Origin of the sequence: Sporolactobacillus nakayamae (assembly GCF_900113325.1) — a bacterium.
GTDB lineage: Bacteria > Bacillota > Bacilli > Bacillales > Sporolactobacillaceae > Sporolactobacillus > Sporolactobacillus nakayamae.
Genome location: NZ_FOOY01000009.1, coordinates 35,913 through 51,576 on the forward strand (window position 1 = coordinate 35,913; position 15,664 = coordinate 51,576).

The window sequence follows — 15,664 nt, forward strand, 5'->3', positions numbered from 1 at the left end:
TGATATAATAACCATTGGATTGACGTGATTTTTTTGGGAGGAATGGACATGGAACTAACACTTAAAGGGCGTACCTATGTGGTTATGGGTGTTGCCAATAGACGAAGCATTGCTTGGGGTATTGCGCAGGCGCTTGATCGCGCGGGCGCCCGGTTGATTTTTACGTACAATAATGAACGCTTTAAGGAACCGGTGGAGAAGCTGGCGGCGACACTTGAGGGACAGGACAGCCTATTCTATGCATGTGATGTAACCGTTGATGAAGAAATTAAAGTGACCTTCGCAAAAATCAAGGAAGATGTTGGCGTGATTCATGGTTTGGCACACTGCATTGCGTTTGCAAAGAAGGAAGAACTCGATGGAGATTACATGAATACGACACGCGACGGCTTCCTGCTTGCGCAGAACGTCAGCGCCTATTCGCTGACAGCGGTTCTTAAAGAAGCAAAGGGATTGATGACCGAAGGAGGAAGTGTTGTCACGATGACTTATCTTGGCGGCGAACGCGTCGTCAGAAATTACAACGTGATGGGCGTTGCCAAAGCCAGCTTGGATGCGAGTGTAAAATATTTGGCGAGTGATCTTGGCAAAGACAATATCCGTGTGAACGGTATTTCCGCCGGACCAATCCGTACACTCTCTGCAAAAGGCATTTCCGACTTCAATAGCGTGCTGAAGGTTATTGAGGAAAAAGCGCCGCTCCGCCGCTCAATTAATCCTGAAGATGTCGGCAACACGGCACTCTTCTTGTTCAGCGATCTTTCTAAGAGTATTACCGGTGAAACGATTCATGTAGACGCCGGTTTCAACATCATCAGTATCTGAATAAGTACAATAAAGGAAAAAAGGTGCCCATTTCATAAATAAGAGATGGGCACCTTTTTTCTTTACTTATTTTGATTAGGGCGCCAAGTGACATGGCCGCACGTGCTGCAACCGCCATGCTTTTTTGGTGCAGTAAAAAATTGATCGGCTTTGCTCTTTCTTTTTTTTGAATTACGAATTCGCTCCTCGGATTCCTCTCTACTCATTGAACGCATCTCCTTTTCGTATCTTTCATCAGTTTATTCAGTACGATTAGGAGCGTTTGGGCGATCAACATCATCTGCAGGAAAAGGATCAATTTTGATTCCGGGTGGTTCATCTTGATTTAGAAATGGTTGAATGGTTTCACTTTCCGACTTCTCATCTTGTTCCTCGAATAGTGGATAAAAACGATTTCCCTCTTTTTCCATCCTCTTCGATTGATCTTTTAATTGTTTTTCATTTATTGACTGTGTGATACTGTTCTTCTTACTCGGAAATATTGGCCATTCTATTTGCTGGGAAGAGCTTGAATGGATTGTTTTATCCGGATCTTCGTGTTCTTTTTTCACAACATCAACCCCTGTTTAGTTCTTTTTTTGGTGAGAAATTGCGATCATGGTTCATCGCAAAAACATCATATTGATAATTTGCATAGGTATAGATGGGCAGTCCCTTATCCACCAATAGATTCAATCTAGTTAATCTGCACAAAAAATGGGCAGCCCCAAGTGTGCCAATCCCTATGCCATACCCATACTATGTAGGGAAACAACTAACCATGTTTTTTATATTTGACAGAAAGGAAGGTTTTGAATGGGAAGCAAACTAATCTCCAAGCCTAAATGCAGGCTAAAGGATGAATGTATCAGAGTTCCCAAGGTCTATGACTGGGTTACGGACAAAATCGGCACCAAAGTGAAACTTCAATTTAGTAAAGCGCAGCTTGAAGACATTGAATGCGCCTTGGCCGACCCATGCAGAAGACCATTGCGTGTGGTGGTTAAGACACCGAAAACTCCGCCTTTATTTCCGCTCGGCGACAGTGAGGTAAAAAAAGGCCAGCATAAAGATTTCTTCTGTGAGCAAGTAGGTGAGAAACAATCCGTTGAGGGAATACTTTGCGGGAAGAAAGTATACGCACAACTCGTCAATATTCTATTCACGGCGAATGTGACTGTATATGTTGTCGACAGAGCAGGTGAAGAGGTAGCGAAACTGAAAACAGATGTTTCCGCCATCGAACCTTTTGCCCTTTGCTATCCGGATGGAACAGATCTGCTTTGCAGAGTCACCAAAATTTCTGCGCGTGTCTTAGACAATACAGTTATTCTCAATGGTCCGTTTCCATCGTTTATCAAGCTTAAAGTATATTTCTGCGCAGATGTTCAGGTTGAAGCAGAAGTGAAACTGTCTGTTCAGGCTAAATTCTGCAAATCACGTGGCAATGATATTCAAGTGATTGATCCAGATTGGAATGACCCATGTCCAGAGATTGAGTTTCCGAAAGAATGCGACAATATCTTTCCGAGAAAACATCATTCAGTAAGCGCAAATGGAGCTTCTTCAGGTCATGTTACTGACGAAAGTGAGTATGATGGCCGCGCAGCCATAAAAGTCGCGATTGACAGCGATGATCCTGATGAGAGCAATTTGACGTTCAAATATAAAGACCTTGGCGATGACAAGCGTGATAGGGACTTTACATTTGAGGCTGACCAATTTGATCCATCATCAATTGATACTTTTGAGAAAAACGGATATTCTATTTTAAAAGTTTCCGGTGTCGGTCATGCGGACGACAAGGAAGTTGGGTTTGAACTTGATCTGGCTGAAGGAGACGGCCAAGATAGATTCAGTTTAAAGCTTATCAATAAAAAGAGTGGAAAAGTAACATTCGCAACCGGATTAGTCGAGGTAGATGAGGGGAATATCAAAATAGACCTCGGTTAAGTATGGTATGGCGCAGGGGGGTGATTTTTTCACTCTCTTTTTTTTGCTTTTTTTGAATTATGAATGCATGACGCACATCTCATCGTAGAAGTCCTCTTATTGCAGGGGATGTACCTCGCGTGACCTGCAATCCTTAACTTTTTTTCATTCACAAGCATAAAAAAGATGATCAAGCAATGGACGGGGTGTTTGAACATATACTGGGTTTAGTGATCACATTTATCGGGAGGCGCCAATCATGACCAACTCAAAGGACATGTTGACTATTGCTTCACTGGAAGACAGGCAGAAATATTATCGTAATAAGGCGCTGAAACTGGAGCAAAGTATGATTTTCGCAAAAGAAAAATTAGCACAGTTGAAAGAGGAATTGAGCGAGAAGAGTGAAAAGACTAAGGAAATTAATCGGAATCATCAGAACTTGACGCAGCAATTATCTGATTTAAAAAAAGATTATGAGGCGCTCACACTGCGCCACCGTGAAATTCAAGATAAACTTGATAAGGCTGAAGAGACGATTGCCCAACTGAAACAGAACCAACGTGCGACGACCGATCTGTCACACGAAACGTATCAGCGCCGTGTTCAGGGGTATGAGCGCCTGCTTGGTGAGGTGCAGAAAGAAATAAATGATAAAGATAAGCGAATTGCAGTCTATGAAAAACGTCTCGCAATTCTTGAAAACAGATTAAAAAATGAACGAAAAAAAGTGGAACCGGTTGTCGAAACGGGCGATAGAGGTACAGCAAACTATCGAGCAATTTCCTATATCAATTATGCTTGGATTCTTAATGGGAAAAAAAGCTTGATTCAAGGTAATGTCGTGATTGAAAATACAGGATCTTTACCATTGGGTACACCGACTATTTGCTTCCGTTTTCACCCTGGTGATATCGCAGCATTGAAAGGACATGTCCTGCACGAGGAGGACGCGCTCGCGGGCGAAAGTGAACAGGAGGAGAACCAATGGGTTATTTTGGACATGGAAGATGAGAGTGACCTGAATCCCACCGGAGAAATTTGGGTGAGGCCTTCAGGATCCTTGATCTTGAACCCAGACCAATCGACTGCGTTCACCAATTTCCAAATCCCTATTGATCACAGTTATCTGACTTCAGTACGTATTGAATGTTTCGTGTTCTTTGGTGAAGACATGTATAAAATTAAATGTGGTAATGAAATTGTTGTGAACACATCTTTTACAAAACAAGACCGAGAGCCTATAGTCAAAGATGACGATCACGGCACACATCCGAGTAAATGATTCCTAGGTGTCGTGCAGATGTATTTCCGTACTTACAAAACGATTAACGTATTTTCTGAATGTATAGTCCATCCTCGCTTCGCCATTCGGCAATCATTACATGTTTTGGTTCGTGAACGGAGTGTTTTTTCAGCTCGCTCTCGAGCCATGACTCTGTTTTGCCGATTCGCTTTAAATTATTAGTAAGTACAACGCCGTCACTGATTAATGTGATCGGAATGGAGACTGATTTTTGAGCGATATTTAAATCGTTGCGGTTTGTTTGTTCATAGTCGGACTTTCTCATCACAGAAACCTTTCCGTTCGGTTCCAATAGTGCAAACTCAATTTCGCGAAGGGAAAAAATATTGCGGTCACGAAGGAGCATTTGAAGATGATTCATGTCCACCCTGTTTTTCTTCATGACTTTTCGGTCGATCTGGCCTTTATTTATAATTAATGCAGGTTCACTTTCAAAAAATCTTCGTGATTGGTAAAACTTTAAAGTGATTAAGTCAATGATGTAGATTAATATACCCCAAAATAAAATGGCGAAGATGACTTTATACACATGAGTGTGCGGATCATAGATTGCGTCACTGACAAAGTCTCCGACTACGATCATTGAAATGAAATCAAATGGTGTAGATTCAGACATCGATGCTCGGCCCATCACTTTTGTGAGAAGAAGTAACGCAAATAAGCCGACACTCAATTCAATAACGATCGAGAGTAGTTCACGCATTTAAATGCCACCTTTCGTAACAATCGCCGTATTGGTAATCTCTGTTTATTTTGAGGGCTAGCCAATCTTTTTATTCGTTTGAAGGCAAAATTGCTGATATTTTCTGGTCATCCTTGCTTGCGCGCAGTCAATTACGCTATGATAACCGTGCAGACTTTTTATTGAACAATAGTTCATAATGATCGCACCATGTAGCATTGAGTGGATCTGTATCGAATTTGTGTATTTATGGAATGTTAGTCATTTTTCCACTATTTTTTGCATAGAATGGGGCAGGCGTACTGCGCCGCTTAAACTGGCGATAGATGCGGAGAAATGCAGATATGTTGGCTTGAATCCATCATTGCAAGGGCTATAAAATTTCCATGATCCAAGCCGGTCTTTCTATTTCTAGCTGTTTTTTGGAAGGAGACATGATAGATGAATGAACAACCTTTTTCGAAAAGTATGACTTACGCGCCGGGATTGCCGGAAGGCGCAACTTTTTATTCTGCACACAAAAAAAGAGTGACTTCACATGCTATAGCAAAAGCTGTTGAAGAAGCCTTATCAGAACGCGGAGTCATGATCAAGGATATTGCTGAAATTGTGTTGGATTTGCAGAAACCATTTATGTCAGGCTTGACGCTGGAGAATTGCGTGGAGAATGTTCGCGCTGTTCTTGCGAAACGGGAGCTTCAGCATGCGATTCTTGTCGGAATTGAACTCGACAGACTTGCGGAGAAAAATATGTTGTCTCAACCGTTACAATCACTCGTCGATCAGGATGAAGGTTTGTTTGGAGTTGATGAAACCATTGCCTTAGGAGCGGTTTCTAGTTTTGGCAGTATCGCGGCCACAACCTTTGGCTATTTGGATAAAGTTAAGCCGAAAATCATCGGCCGCCTTGACTTGGAAAAGCATGGGAAGGTAAATACATTCCTTGATGATCTGATCGCCAGCATTGCGGCCGATGCGTCAAGCCGTCTCGCGCACCGCGTTAGGGATGACGAAGAAAAACGTATCTCACAAGCGAAAGAGCACTAAACGGATCTGGTTCTCCCGATCCGTTTATAGAGGAGACCAGTTAAATCAACTGGTCTCCATTAATTTGTTAGGTAACTGTTTCGATAATAGTCAGATAACGAACGCACGTGCCATAATTAAGCAATGAAAAAATAGCTTGGGACAAGCCTCGGTAAAAAAGTTGTAACATCTGCTCATGGTTTAAAAAACAAGAGTAAGTAAGCAATGTCCCCAGATGATCAGGATGCAAGTAGCCGATGTAGTTCACTTGATGGTATAATGAGACAAGTATCTAGCGCAATCTACGATTCAATCAATGAATTACATATGCATAATGACTGATGAGGTGCAGAATATGACGAGTTACCTTGTGCTGCATGGCCTTGGAGGCAGCACTGACGGGCATTGGCAGGAATGGCTGACCCGCGAATTAAGAAAAAGAGGAAAGAGGGTTTGGTTTCCTCAATTTCCACAGTGGGATCACCCGGACAAAGAAACATGGCTGAACTGCCTTGATGAGACGATCAACGAGATCCCAGATGATGGTCCCCTGGTCGTAATTACACATAGTCTGGGATGCATTCTTTGGATTCATTATGCATCCCAGCGAAACGCCAGAAAAGTTGATCAATTAATCATGGTCTGTCCACCATCCAATCAATTAGAGCAGGAGGAAATTCAGAAATTTTTCCCGCTGCCGGCGGACAAGATTCTCCTACGAACCATCGCGCAGAAATCACTCTTAATCTTATCAACCAATGATCCGTTCCTTCCTCAGGGAGAATTGCAGCAGTATTTCGATTATCATATTCCTTGCTTGATTTTGCCGGGACAGGGACATATCAACATCCAATCAGGCTACGGAGCATGGCCGTGGATGCTTCATCTCTGTTTAGAAGACGTCATGTGGATTCCGGATTCACAGATGTGAATTGGAGAAAGCCGGAGGATTAGATCCTCCGGCTTTCTATCGATAATTTTATTATATATTAGCTTCCTTGCAGAAGCTGTCTGTACGTATCTTCGAGTTCGTTTAAGGAAAGTTCGTAAAGTTGGCGATTCTTGGTTTTGAAGATACCGAGATCGAGTAACTTGCCAATGAGGTCGTTTTTTTTCTTTTCGTAACCTTTTGTGAGTGTATCGGTCATCACGCACACCTCTTTGTTTTCCGTAAGATTTCTTCGTAAACCAATGACTAATCATAAGATAATTGGTTAACATTTTGGACATGCCTCAAGAGTTCGAAGGCATCATTGCCGCAGGCAGCAATTAGTTCTTCAAATAACTCATCACGTTTCAAATCTAATTGAATAATTTTCTCAGCTAAAGTCATTGCTTTCTCTTGATCCATTGGAATGCCTCCTATGGCGCGAATAGACTGTTTGAAAATTGATTAATTCACTCTACTATTTTACGTAATTCATGTCCTTAATTCCAGATATGTGTCATAAAGTCTTACACAGTTATTGCCACAAACACATTTGTGATGTAATATTATCTTACAAGCGAAATACGCGATTGATGTATCCTATTTGCGAAGAGAGGATGATGAATGAATGGCGACACATTCTCAAAAAGATGCTTATCTTTATAAAAAAGTCATCACAATCGGAACGGTGTGCGAACTAACCGGTTTAAGTGAACGGCAAATTCGGTATTATGAAAAAAGAAAATTGATTTTTCCGGAACGAACAGAGCGAGGAAATCGAAAATATTCCTTTTCCGATGTTGAAATGCTTATGGATATAGCCAATAAAATGGAAGATGGCATGCAGACTTCCGAATTGCGTAAAGAAATGCAAAAAAAAGAAAGCAAACGATATGACAATAAGCTTAAAGAACGCATGATTCGTGGACAATTAAACGCTTATTTCAACAAAAGAGATTGATTATGTATGGGTTTGTCGAAATTGGAAAATAAAAAGAAATGGTTGTAGAATTCCCTTTTTTAGACGAATCAAATACCATATTTTGATAGAAAACCACTAAATTCGGCAAAAATGCCGAATTTTTTTGCGTATTCAATATGTTTTAATCAATGGCGTATGCGTGTTCTGTCACAAATCAGAAAAAAATGCGCCACAAAACGTTCACAAAATTGTCATGAACAAGTGGGTAAAGTGTGTTAAGGAAGTTGTAAAGTAATAAGTGGAATGTGACATCTGTTACACTTTGAGCTTTAAGGTTTCGATCAGATCAGGGTACACGAATTTCATTTTTACAGATAAATGGTGGCGTTCAGGTATGTCATCTATTTGAAAAGAGGAGAGAGTATGTTTGACGTCTTGAGTTTAGCAAGATTCCAGTATGCGGCAACGACGATTTTTCATTTCTTTTTTGTTCCGCTGTCTATTGGACTTGTACTGATGATATCGATTATGGAAACCATGTACGTTGTTAAAAACAATGAAATCTACAAGAAAATGGCACAATTTTGGGGGAAATTCTTTTTAATCAACTTTGCGATTGGTGTCGTCACAGGGATCTTGCAAGAGTTCCAATTCGGCATGAACTGGTCGGAGTATTCGCGTTTCATGGGCGACGTATTTGGTGCACCTCTTGCTATTGAAGCATTGCTTGCTTTTTTTATGGAATCTACATTTATCGGTTTGTGGCTGTTCGGATGGGATCGGTTGTCAAAAAAAGTTCATCTTACTTGCATTTGGCTCGTTACGGCCGGAACAAGTTTATCTGCGCTATGGATCCTGACCGCGAACTCATTTATGCAGCATCCGGTTGGTTTTCATATCAATAATGGAAGAGCGGAAATGAATGACTTTTTGGCGCTTTTGACAAACCCGCAATTATGGGTTGAATTTCCACACACGATTTTCGGATCATTTGCCACCGGCGCCTTTGTCGTTGCCGGAATCAGTGCGATTGCGTTGCTGAAGAAAAGACAAGTGGATTTTTTTCAAAAATCGTTTAAACTTGCCATTATTATCGGGCTCGTCTCCGGGGTAGTGTTAGCACTTTTTGGCCATACCCAGGCACAATATCTAGTGGAAACACAGCCAATGAAAATGGCTGCAAGTGAGGGGACATGGGAAGATACCAGTGATCCTGCACCGTGGACGGTCGCTGCAAAAATTGATGCAAAGAATCACACAAATTCAGGAGAAATAAAAATTCCTTATTTATTAAGTTTCTTGTCCTATGGTAAATTTAGCGGCAGCGTAGAAGGGATGAACAGCCTTCAGAAAAAATATGTTGCGAAATACGGAAAGGGAAACTATATTCCACCGGTTAAAACAACATTTTGGAGCTTTCGTATCATGACCGTGATGGGCGGCTTGCTCTGCGTGCTCGGAATGCTCGGCGTGTTCCTCATTTGGAAAAAGAAATTGTTAACAAGCAAATGGTTTTTACGTATTATGGTAGCTTCTATTGCCATCCCGTACATTGGCAGTACTTCCGGATGGATTATGACGGAAATTGGCCGCCAGCCATGGACCGTATTCGGCTTTATGCAGACAGCGGCTAGTGTTTCACCTAATGTTTCCGCGGGAGAACTGCTTTTCTCAATTATCGCTTTTATTTCAATGTATTCGATTCTTGCAGTCGTTATGGTTTACCTTTTTGTGCGGACATTTAAAGAAGGACCTTCATTGAACACTAAGGCGACGGTTCAATCAAATGATCCGTTTGATGGGGAGGGTTATCATATTGTTACTGAATGAATTGTGGTTTTTACTCATCGCTGTTTTGTTTATCGGATTCTTCTTTCTTGAAGGTTATGATTTTGGCGTAGGGATGGCTACCCGTTTTGTCGCTCGAAATGAGATGGAGCGAAGAATGTTGATTAACACGATCGGACCATTCTGGGACGCGAACGAAGTGTGGATGATCACTGCAGGCGGTGCGATGTTTGCCGCTTTTCCAGATTGGTATGCAACGTTATTCAGCGGCTTTTATGTCCCGCTTGTATTCCTTCTCCTTCTTCTAATCGCGCGTGGTACTGCTTTTGAATACAGAGCGAAAGTAGATCATCCGAAATGGGCAGGTACTTGGGATTGGGCAATCTTCATCGCAAGTTTGCTATGTCCGTTCTTATGGGGTGTCGTTTTCTCAACGCTCGTCTATGGACTCCCTATTGATAAAAATATGAATATGCATGCGACGTTTATGAGTATTGTCAATCCTTATACTGTTCTTGGAGGCGTATTGATTACACTCCTTTGCCTCTATCACGGTCTTGTCTTCATTTGCTTGAGAACATCTGATGATCTTCAAACACGTGCCCGCGCATTGGCGAAGAAAATATTTTGGGTTCTTGCAGTTGCGGCGGTTGCTTTTGTTATTGTTACGTTCTTCGTGACCGATCTATTTGCAAAGCGAGGTGTATTTCTGTACCCGATCTACGTACTTGATGTGGCCGCATTAATTCTTTCGGTCGTATTCTTGAGTAAAAAGCGGGATGGCTGGGCATTCGGAATGAACGCGGGAGTTATTTTGTTAACAATCAGCTCATTATTCATTGGTTTGTTCCCGAGATTGATGATCAGTAATGTCAAACAGGCCTATGACCTGACTGTATACAATTCAGCGTCGGGCTCATATTCACTAACCGTTATGACCATTGTGGCAGTTACCCTGTTGCCGTTTGTTATCGGATACTCGATCTGGAGTTACTATGTATTTAGAAAGAGAGTTTCAAAAGACGAACATTTGGAATACTGAGAGAAGAATAGGAAAGGAAGTGAGTGCTTGGCCTTCGTGGCAACAAGTCGGAGTCATTGCCAAGCCTGTGTATGGATCGGGAACTGTTGTCTTATAAAGGCGCCAAGCCTCTTTTTGCGCTAACCGCTTTACTGACCGTTATCCAAGGAATGTGCATCATTCTTCAAGCAGTATTTTTAGGCCGGGCAGTCTCCGGCCTTTTTTTAGGGAAACAGATTGTGAGCGTAAGCTCTGATCTGCTCCTTTTTTTCGTTGTATTGATCTCCAGACACATTACGGTTTTTATCATTAAACAAATCTGTTATCGTTTTGCGGACCGCACGAGTTCGGCATTAAGGAGATCATTTCTCAGCAAGCTTTTTGAACTTGGCCCCAAATCAGCACGTAAGGAAGGAACGGGCGCGCTGGTGTCACTCACAGTTGAGGGTGTGCGCCAAACACGAAACTACCTCGAATTGTTTATTCCGAAAATGGCGGCAAACGGTATTATTCCTGTACTGATTCTCGCCTACGTATTTTGGGAAGATCGGATGTCCGGTATCATTTTGCTGTTTACTATGCCGGTATTGATTATTTTTATGATTCTTCTTGGACTTGCCGCGCAGAAAAAGATGGATGACCGCTGGGCCTCTTATCGCGTTCTATCCAATCATTTCATTGATTCATTAAGGGGTTTGCCGACACTTTATTATTTAGGCATAAGTAAGCTCCATAAACAGACGATCAACCGTGTTAGTGACAAATACCGTACCATGACTATGGGCACTTTACGACTCGCCTTTCTTTCATCCTTTGCTTTGGATTTTTTCACCATGCTATCCATAGCCTTTGTCGCGGTAGCGCTCGGAATTCGGTTGGTGGATGGTCATATTCTGCTTGAGCCGGCATTGATTGTGCTGATTCTTGCTCCGGAATATTTTCTGCCTGTTCGCGAATTGGGTCAGGATTATCACGCGACGCTGGATGGCAAGGAGGCTGCGCGGCAATTGAGTGCGTATACGCAAAAAAATGGCGTTGAGGCACCGCACTCTAAACATTTTTCAGCTCCTGATTACTGGTCGGACAAAGCGAAATTGGCAATTGAAAATTGTTCGGTGACGTATGAAGATGGGAGCAAAGCGGCACTTAAGGATTTGAGGGTCACCTTCTCCGGATTTGAGAAGGTGGGGGTTATCGGACCAAGCGGTGCCGGAAAATCGACATTAATTGATTTTGTCAGTGGATTTATAAAAAATGGCTCGGGAACCGTTAAAATGAACGGAAAAACGATAAGTTTCGCATCGAATGAGTGGCGACAGCAAGTAACTTATATTCCACAGCACCCTTACTTGTTCAGTGCATCGTTTCGAGATAATATTGCATTTTATAGTCCGGAAGCGACAGAACGGCAGATTCGTCAGGCTGCGAAAGCGGCAGGATTAGATTTGCTGATTCGCAGTTTTCCGCAAGGGATGAACGAACGAATTGGCAATGGGGGCAGACAATTGAGTGGAGGCCAAGAGCAGCGTGTCGCATTGGCGCGAGCTTTTCTTTGTGAACGGCCGATTCTGTTACTTGACGAACCGACGGCGCATTTGGATATTGAAACTGAATATGAGCTCAAGGAACCTATGCTTCGGCTCTTTGAGAACAAATTGGTTATACTTGCGACCCATCGGCTGCACTGGATGGAGCAAATGGATCGGATAGTGGTGATTCATGATGGTCGGATCGCAGAAACGGGCAATCAGGATGAACTTATCCAAACAAACGGTGTCTATCGCGCCATGGTTCGCTCTCAATTGGAGGGGATCTAATGAATGAATGGCTGCTTCCCTCTGTGAGAAGGCATTGGAGGGGCTTGCTTCTTGCATCAGTGCTCAGTCTTTTAGCGATCCTGTGCGCGTGCGGTTTGCTGTTTACTTCCGGGTACTTGATTTCAAAAGCGGCTTTGCGACCTGAAAACATACTGATGATCTATGTGCCCATTGTCGGCGTGCGGACATTTGGGACGTTTCGGGCAGTATTTAACTACACGGGAAGGCTCGCAAGTCATAATACAATTTTAAAAATTCTTTCGGAAATGCGCGCGCATCTTTATGAAAAATTGGAATCATCTGCCCTATTTATTCAATCGAAATATAAAGCCGGCAACATACTTAGTGTACTGTCAGAAGATATTGAACATCTTCAAGATCTGTTTATAAGAACGGTGATCCCTGGGGGAATTGCTTTTGTTATTTATGTGCTTTGGATCGCGACGCTTGGACTTTTTGACTTAGGTTTTGCTTTCTTCATGGCGCTGTATCTATTAATTTTGCTTGCTGTTTTTCCGATTGTGTCGTTACTATGGATGCGGAAGAGGTATCGGCGCATTTCACAAAGCCGGCATACACTTTATGAGCAGCTGACAGACGCGGTATTGGGTTCTGCCGACTGGATGATGTCTGGAAGACAGGAACGCTTCCTTGATCGGTATGAACGATTAGAACAAGGAACAAGGGCGCAGGAGCGCGCTCTGAATTCCTTTAGAAAATGGCGCGATTTCATCGCCCAAATGCTGGTCGGAATCTGCGTCATCGCTTTGGTACTCTGGTCGGGGCGACTTGCGCATGAAGGCTTAATGACCCCAACCTTAATTGCAGCCTTCGCACTGGTCGTCTTTTCGATCTCCGAGGCTTTCGTTCCCCTTTCAGAAGCGGTCGAACGTTTGCCTCAATATGAACAGGCGATAAATCGATTGGAAGAAATAAAAACGTCCTCTGGTTCTAGTCAGCAGACGACGGCTGACGGCTGGAGCAAGCCGCTCAAGAAAATTGATATATCTATGCGTCATGTTTCGTTTCGCTACGCAGCAGACGACGACTGGTCGGTAAGCGATGTTTCGCTTAGCCTAAAACAGGGAGAGAAGCTCGCTGTGATTGGAAGAAGCGGTGCAGGCAAATCATCACTCGCACATTTAATCTATGGTACACTTATTCCGAATAAGGGTACTGTTACGCTAAATGGAACACCGGCACACCAGATCGGGGCGAACCGATCAAAACAAATTTCTGTTCTCAGTCAAAACCCGCATTTGTTTGACACTTCAGTGCTGAACAACCTTGCGCTTGGCAGCCCTCAGGCAAACTTTAGTGATGTTGTACAGGCAGCCAAGAAGGTTGGTTTACACCAATTAATAGAGCAGCTGCCGGAGGGATACCATACCCAAATGCATGAAGCGGGCTCGATTTTCTCTGGTGGTGAACAGGAGCGAGTTGCGTTGGCACGTATTTTACTACGCGATGCACCGATTGTTATTTTGGATGAACCAACCGTCGGATTGGATCCAATCACTGAACGTGATTTGATGAAAAAGATTTTTGACACTCTTGACAAAAAGACATTGATTTGGGTAACGCATCATCTGACCGGAACAGAAAACATGGATCAGATTATTTTCATGGAGAACGGTCACGTGGGTATGCGAGGAACGCACGAACAGCTGATCCGAGATTCACCGCGTTACCGCAGCCTTTATGAACTAGATGTACCCAAGCATCTAAGAAAAATCGTTGAAGAGCAGAATAGAGAGCACTAAAAAGAGAGGCAGCCATTAGTTGGCGCCTCTCTTTTTAAAATTCTATCTTAACACCGGTAAGTATATAAAAAATTAATGGAAACGCGTGTAAGTGGTCGGAAAAGTAAAGGATCTTCGATTAACGGCACTCACTTCCTGTGAGCAACATCGAAGCCACCGCATCCTGCGGAAGTACGTCCTGTGGACATCCGACATTTAGCCATCCATGTCTGGCACAACTAAGACTTTGCCTTCGCCAGAGGTTTGGCAAAGCCAAGGTTTTTAATTATTCGTTAAGGCTTTGATCTTAGTGATCATGATTTTCCGAATTTGATGTGCGTCCATTTCAGTAACCTCAAAAGTCACGTGATCATAGTTTAAAGTCGAACCAACTTCAACGTTCGGCTCTTCAGCCAGCATCCAACCGCCAATCGTATCGATGCCTTCTTCCTCGATATCAATCTGAAATTGCCGGTTAACATGCGAGATCAGTAACTTGCCGTCAACGAGTGCTTGATCCGGACTTATTCGTTTAATTAACGGTTCTTCGGCTTCGTCATATTCATCGCGAATTTCTCCAACGATTTCCTCCAAAATATCTTCAACGGTAACGAGCCCTGATGTGCCTCCATATTCATCGGTCAGAATCGCCATGTGTATGCTTTCTTTCTGCATGCGTTCGAGCAGCATGCGGATAGGCGTCGTCTCAAGAACAGATAGAATGGGGCGAATATAATGCTCCATAGGCTGAAGATCCTTATTCAGCACATCGGTGAACATATCCTTAATATTAATCATGCCGACAACATGATCTTTATCCTCTTCGACAAGAGGGAAACGGGTAAACTTTTCACTATGCAGCGTTTGGAGAGATTCTTCTAGAGCATCCTCCTTATAAATGCATACAATCTCTGTTCGTGGAACCATAATTTCTCGAGCAGTTCGTTCATCAAAGTCGAAAATACGCGTCATGAAGCGTAATTCACCTTGACTTATCTCACCGCTTTTAAAACTGTCGGCTAAAGTCAGCCGTAACTCTCCCTCTGTTAAGGCGCTGTCATGGCGATCTTCCGGTTTAATACCAAGCATGCGAGTTACCCAATTAGACATTTCATTCAGAAGCCAGACAAACGGGAAGAGCAGGCGGTGGACCCAAATGAGCGGATAAGCGATATTTAAAGTAATTTGCTCTGCTTTGTGGATCGCAATCCCCTTAGGCGCCAATTCTCCGAGCACGACGCTGGTAAATGTGATCAGGATAAAGCCGGTAATAACGGAAAGGGTATGAATCATAGCAGCGTTCAATCCGAATAATTGAAAAACGGGATTGAAAAGATGTGCGACTGCGGGTTCGCCAATCCAGCCTAACACGAGTGCGGTTACTGTAATACCGAGCTGTGTTGTTGACAGATAGGCATTCAAATCATCCACAATTTTCTTAGACGCTATGGCACGTTTGTTGCCGAGCTTGACGAGTTCATCTAAACGAGTTGATCGGATTTTAACAATCGAAAACTCTGCGGCAACGAAAAAAGCGGTTAAAGCAATTAAAAAAATGACGATTAATATACCAATGGTATCGTCCAAATGAGTCCTGAACATTGTCGTCAATGTTCAGGTGTCACCTCCAGTTAGATAATCAAGTGTTACTTTTTTTATTATACATGAACGGTGGACGATTTTGAACGAGAAACTC

At 42.9% G+C, this 15,664-nt stretch carries 16 protein-coding genes; 10 read left to right on the top strand and 6 right to left on the bottom strand.

Annotated elements, in window-relative coordinates; all coding sequences use genetic code 11:
* The first annotated feature begins 48 nt into the window (after positions 1-48).
* On the top strand, positions 49-825 hold the full coding sequence (fabI, locus tag BM003_RS07205; RefSeq protein WP_093671582.1) for an enoyl-ACP reductase FabI: 777 nt from the start codon (positions 49-51) through the stop codon (positions 823-825).
* Between the two features lie 62 nt (positions 826-887).
* On the opposite strand, the gene BM003_RS17600 is transcribed toward fabI, so the two are convergent.
* Both BM003_RS17600 and BM003_RS07210 read right to left on the bottom strand, forming a co-directional pair.
* Positions 888-1,031 (bottom strand): hypothetical protein, encoded by a 144-nt coding sequence (locus tag BM003_RS17600; RefSeq protein WP_177184692.1) that lies wholly within the window; start codon positions 1,029-1,031, stop codon positions 888-890.
* Positions 1,032-1,064: 33 nt separating this feature from the next.
* Positions 1,065-1,376, bottom strand: coding sequence for a hypothetical protein (locus BM003_RS07210; RefSeq protein WP_093671584.1), 312 nt, complete (start codon positions 1,374-1,376; stop codon positions 1,065-1,067).
* A 244-nt stretch (positions 1,377-1,620) separates the two neighbouring features.
* On the opposite strand from BM003_RS07210, the gene BM003_RS07215 reads away from it, so the two are divergent.
* Positions 1,621-2,757 (top strand): BMQ_0737 family morphogenetic spore coat protein, encoded by a 1,137-nt coding sequence (locus BM003_RS07215; protein ID WP_093671586.1) that lies wholly within the window; start codon positions 1,621-1,623, stop codon positions 2,755-2,757.
* A gap of 238 nt (positions 2,758-2,995) precedes the next feature.
* On the top strand, positions 2,996-4,021 hold the full coding sequence (locus BM003_RS07220) for a coiled-coil domain-containing protein (protein WP_093671588.1): 1,026 nt from the start codon (positions 2,996-2,998) through the stop codon (positions 4,019-4,021).
* 43 nt (positions 4,022-4,064) lie between these two features.
* Here BM003_RS07220 and BM003_RS07225 read toward each other — a convergent pair whose 3' ends face one another.
* Entirely contained in the window at positions 4,065-4,745 is a 681-nt protein-coding gene (locus BM003_RS07225; protein ID WP_093671590.1) for a DUF421 domain-containing protein, read from the bottom strand.
* Between the two features lie 420 nt (positions 4,746-5,165).
* Between BM003_RS07225 and BM003_RS07230 the strand changes: the two genes are divergently transcribed.
* Positions 5,166-5,771 carry a phosphatidylglycerophosphatase A family protein gene (locus tag BM003_RS07230; protein WP_093671592.1) on the top strand — a complete coding sequence of 202 codons (606 nt, stop codon included), beginning with the start codon at positions 5,166-5,168 and terminating at the stop codon, positions 5,769-5,771.
* 334 nt (positions 5,772-6,105) lie between these two features.
* Entirely contained in the window at positions 6,106-6,681 is a 576-nt protein-coding gene (locus BM003_RS07235; RefSeq protein WP_093671594.1) for an RBBP9/YdeN family alpha/beta hydrolase, read from the top strand.
* Positions 6,682-6,739: 58 nt separating this feature from the next.
* Here the strand turns inward: BM003_RS07235 and BM003_RS07240 are convergent, their stop codons facing one another.
* Together BM003_RS07240 and BM003_RS17605 are read right to left on the bottom strand one after the other, a co-directional pair.
* Positions 6,740-6,898: a Fur-regulated basic protein FbpA gene (locus tag BM003_RS07240; RefSeq protein WP_093671596.1), complete on the bottom strand. Its 159-nt coding sequence runs from the start codon at positions 6,896-6,898 to the stop codon at positions 6,740-6,742.
* Positions 6,899-6,945: 47 nt separating this feature from the next.
* Complete coding sequence (locus tag BM003_RS17605) at positions 6,946-7,101, bottom strand: hypothetical protein (RefSeq protein ID WP_093671598.1); 156 nt, start codon at positions 7,099-7,101, stop codon at positions 6,946-6,948.
* Between the two features lie 205 nt (positions 7,102-7,306).
* Here BM003_RS17605 and BM003_RS07250 point away from each other — a divergent pair, with 205 nt between their 5' ends.
* From BM003_RS07250 to cydC, 5 genes are all read left to right on the top strand, one after another.
* Positions 7,307-7,639 (top strand): MerR family transcriptional regulator, encoded by a 333-nt coding sequence (locus BM003_RS07250; protein ID WP_093671600.1) that lies wholly within the window; start codon positions 7,307-7,309, stop codon positions 7,637-7,639.
* Positions 7,640-8,023: 384 nt separating this feature from the next.
* Complete coding sequence (locus tag BM003_RS07255; RefSeq protein ID WP_093671602.1) at positions 8,024-9,430, top strand: cytochrome ubiquinol oxidase subunit I; 1,407 nt, start codon at positions 8,024-8,026, stop codon at positions 9,428-9,430.
* Positions 9,414-10,430 (top strand): cytochrome d ubiquinol oxidase subunit II, encoded by a 1,017-nt coding sequence (gene cydB, locus BM003_RS07260; RefSeq protein WP_177184701.1) that lies wholly within the window; start codon positions 9,414-9,416, stop codon positions 10,428-10,430. The genes BM003_RS07255 and cydB overlap by 17 nt, the downstream gene beginning before the upstream one ends.
* Before the next feature lie 71 nt (positions 10,431-10,501).
* Positions 10,502-12,226 carry a thiol reductant ABC exporter subunit CydD gene (gene cydD / locus BM003_RS07265; RefSeq protein WP_093671606.1) on the top strand — a complete coding sequence of 575 codons (1,725 nt, stop codon included), beginning with the start codon at positions 10,502-10,504 and terminating at the stop codon, positions 12,224-12,226.
* Positions 12,226-13,989: a thiol reductant ABC exporter subunit CydC gene (cydC, locus tag BM003_RS07270; protein ID WP_093671608.1), complete on the top strand. Its 1,764-nt coding sequence runs from the start codon at positions 12,226-12,228 to the stop codon at positions 13,987-13,989. Before cydD ends, cydC begins: the two co-directional genes overlap by 1 nt.
* 261 nt (positions 13,990-14,250) lie before the next feature.
* Here cydC and BM003_RS07275 read toward each other — a convergent pair whose 3' ends face one another.
* The gene (locus tag BM003_RS07275) at positions 14,251-15,570 is read right to left on the bottom strand and encodes a hemolysin family protein (RefSeq protein WP_245734151.1); all 1,320 of its coding nucleotides are present in this window, start codon (positions 15,568-15,570) and stop codon (positions 14,251-14,253) included.
* Between the last annotated feature and the right edge of the window lie 94 nt (positions 15,571-15,664).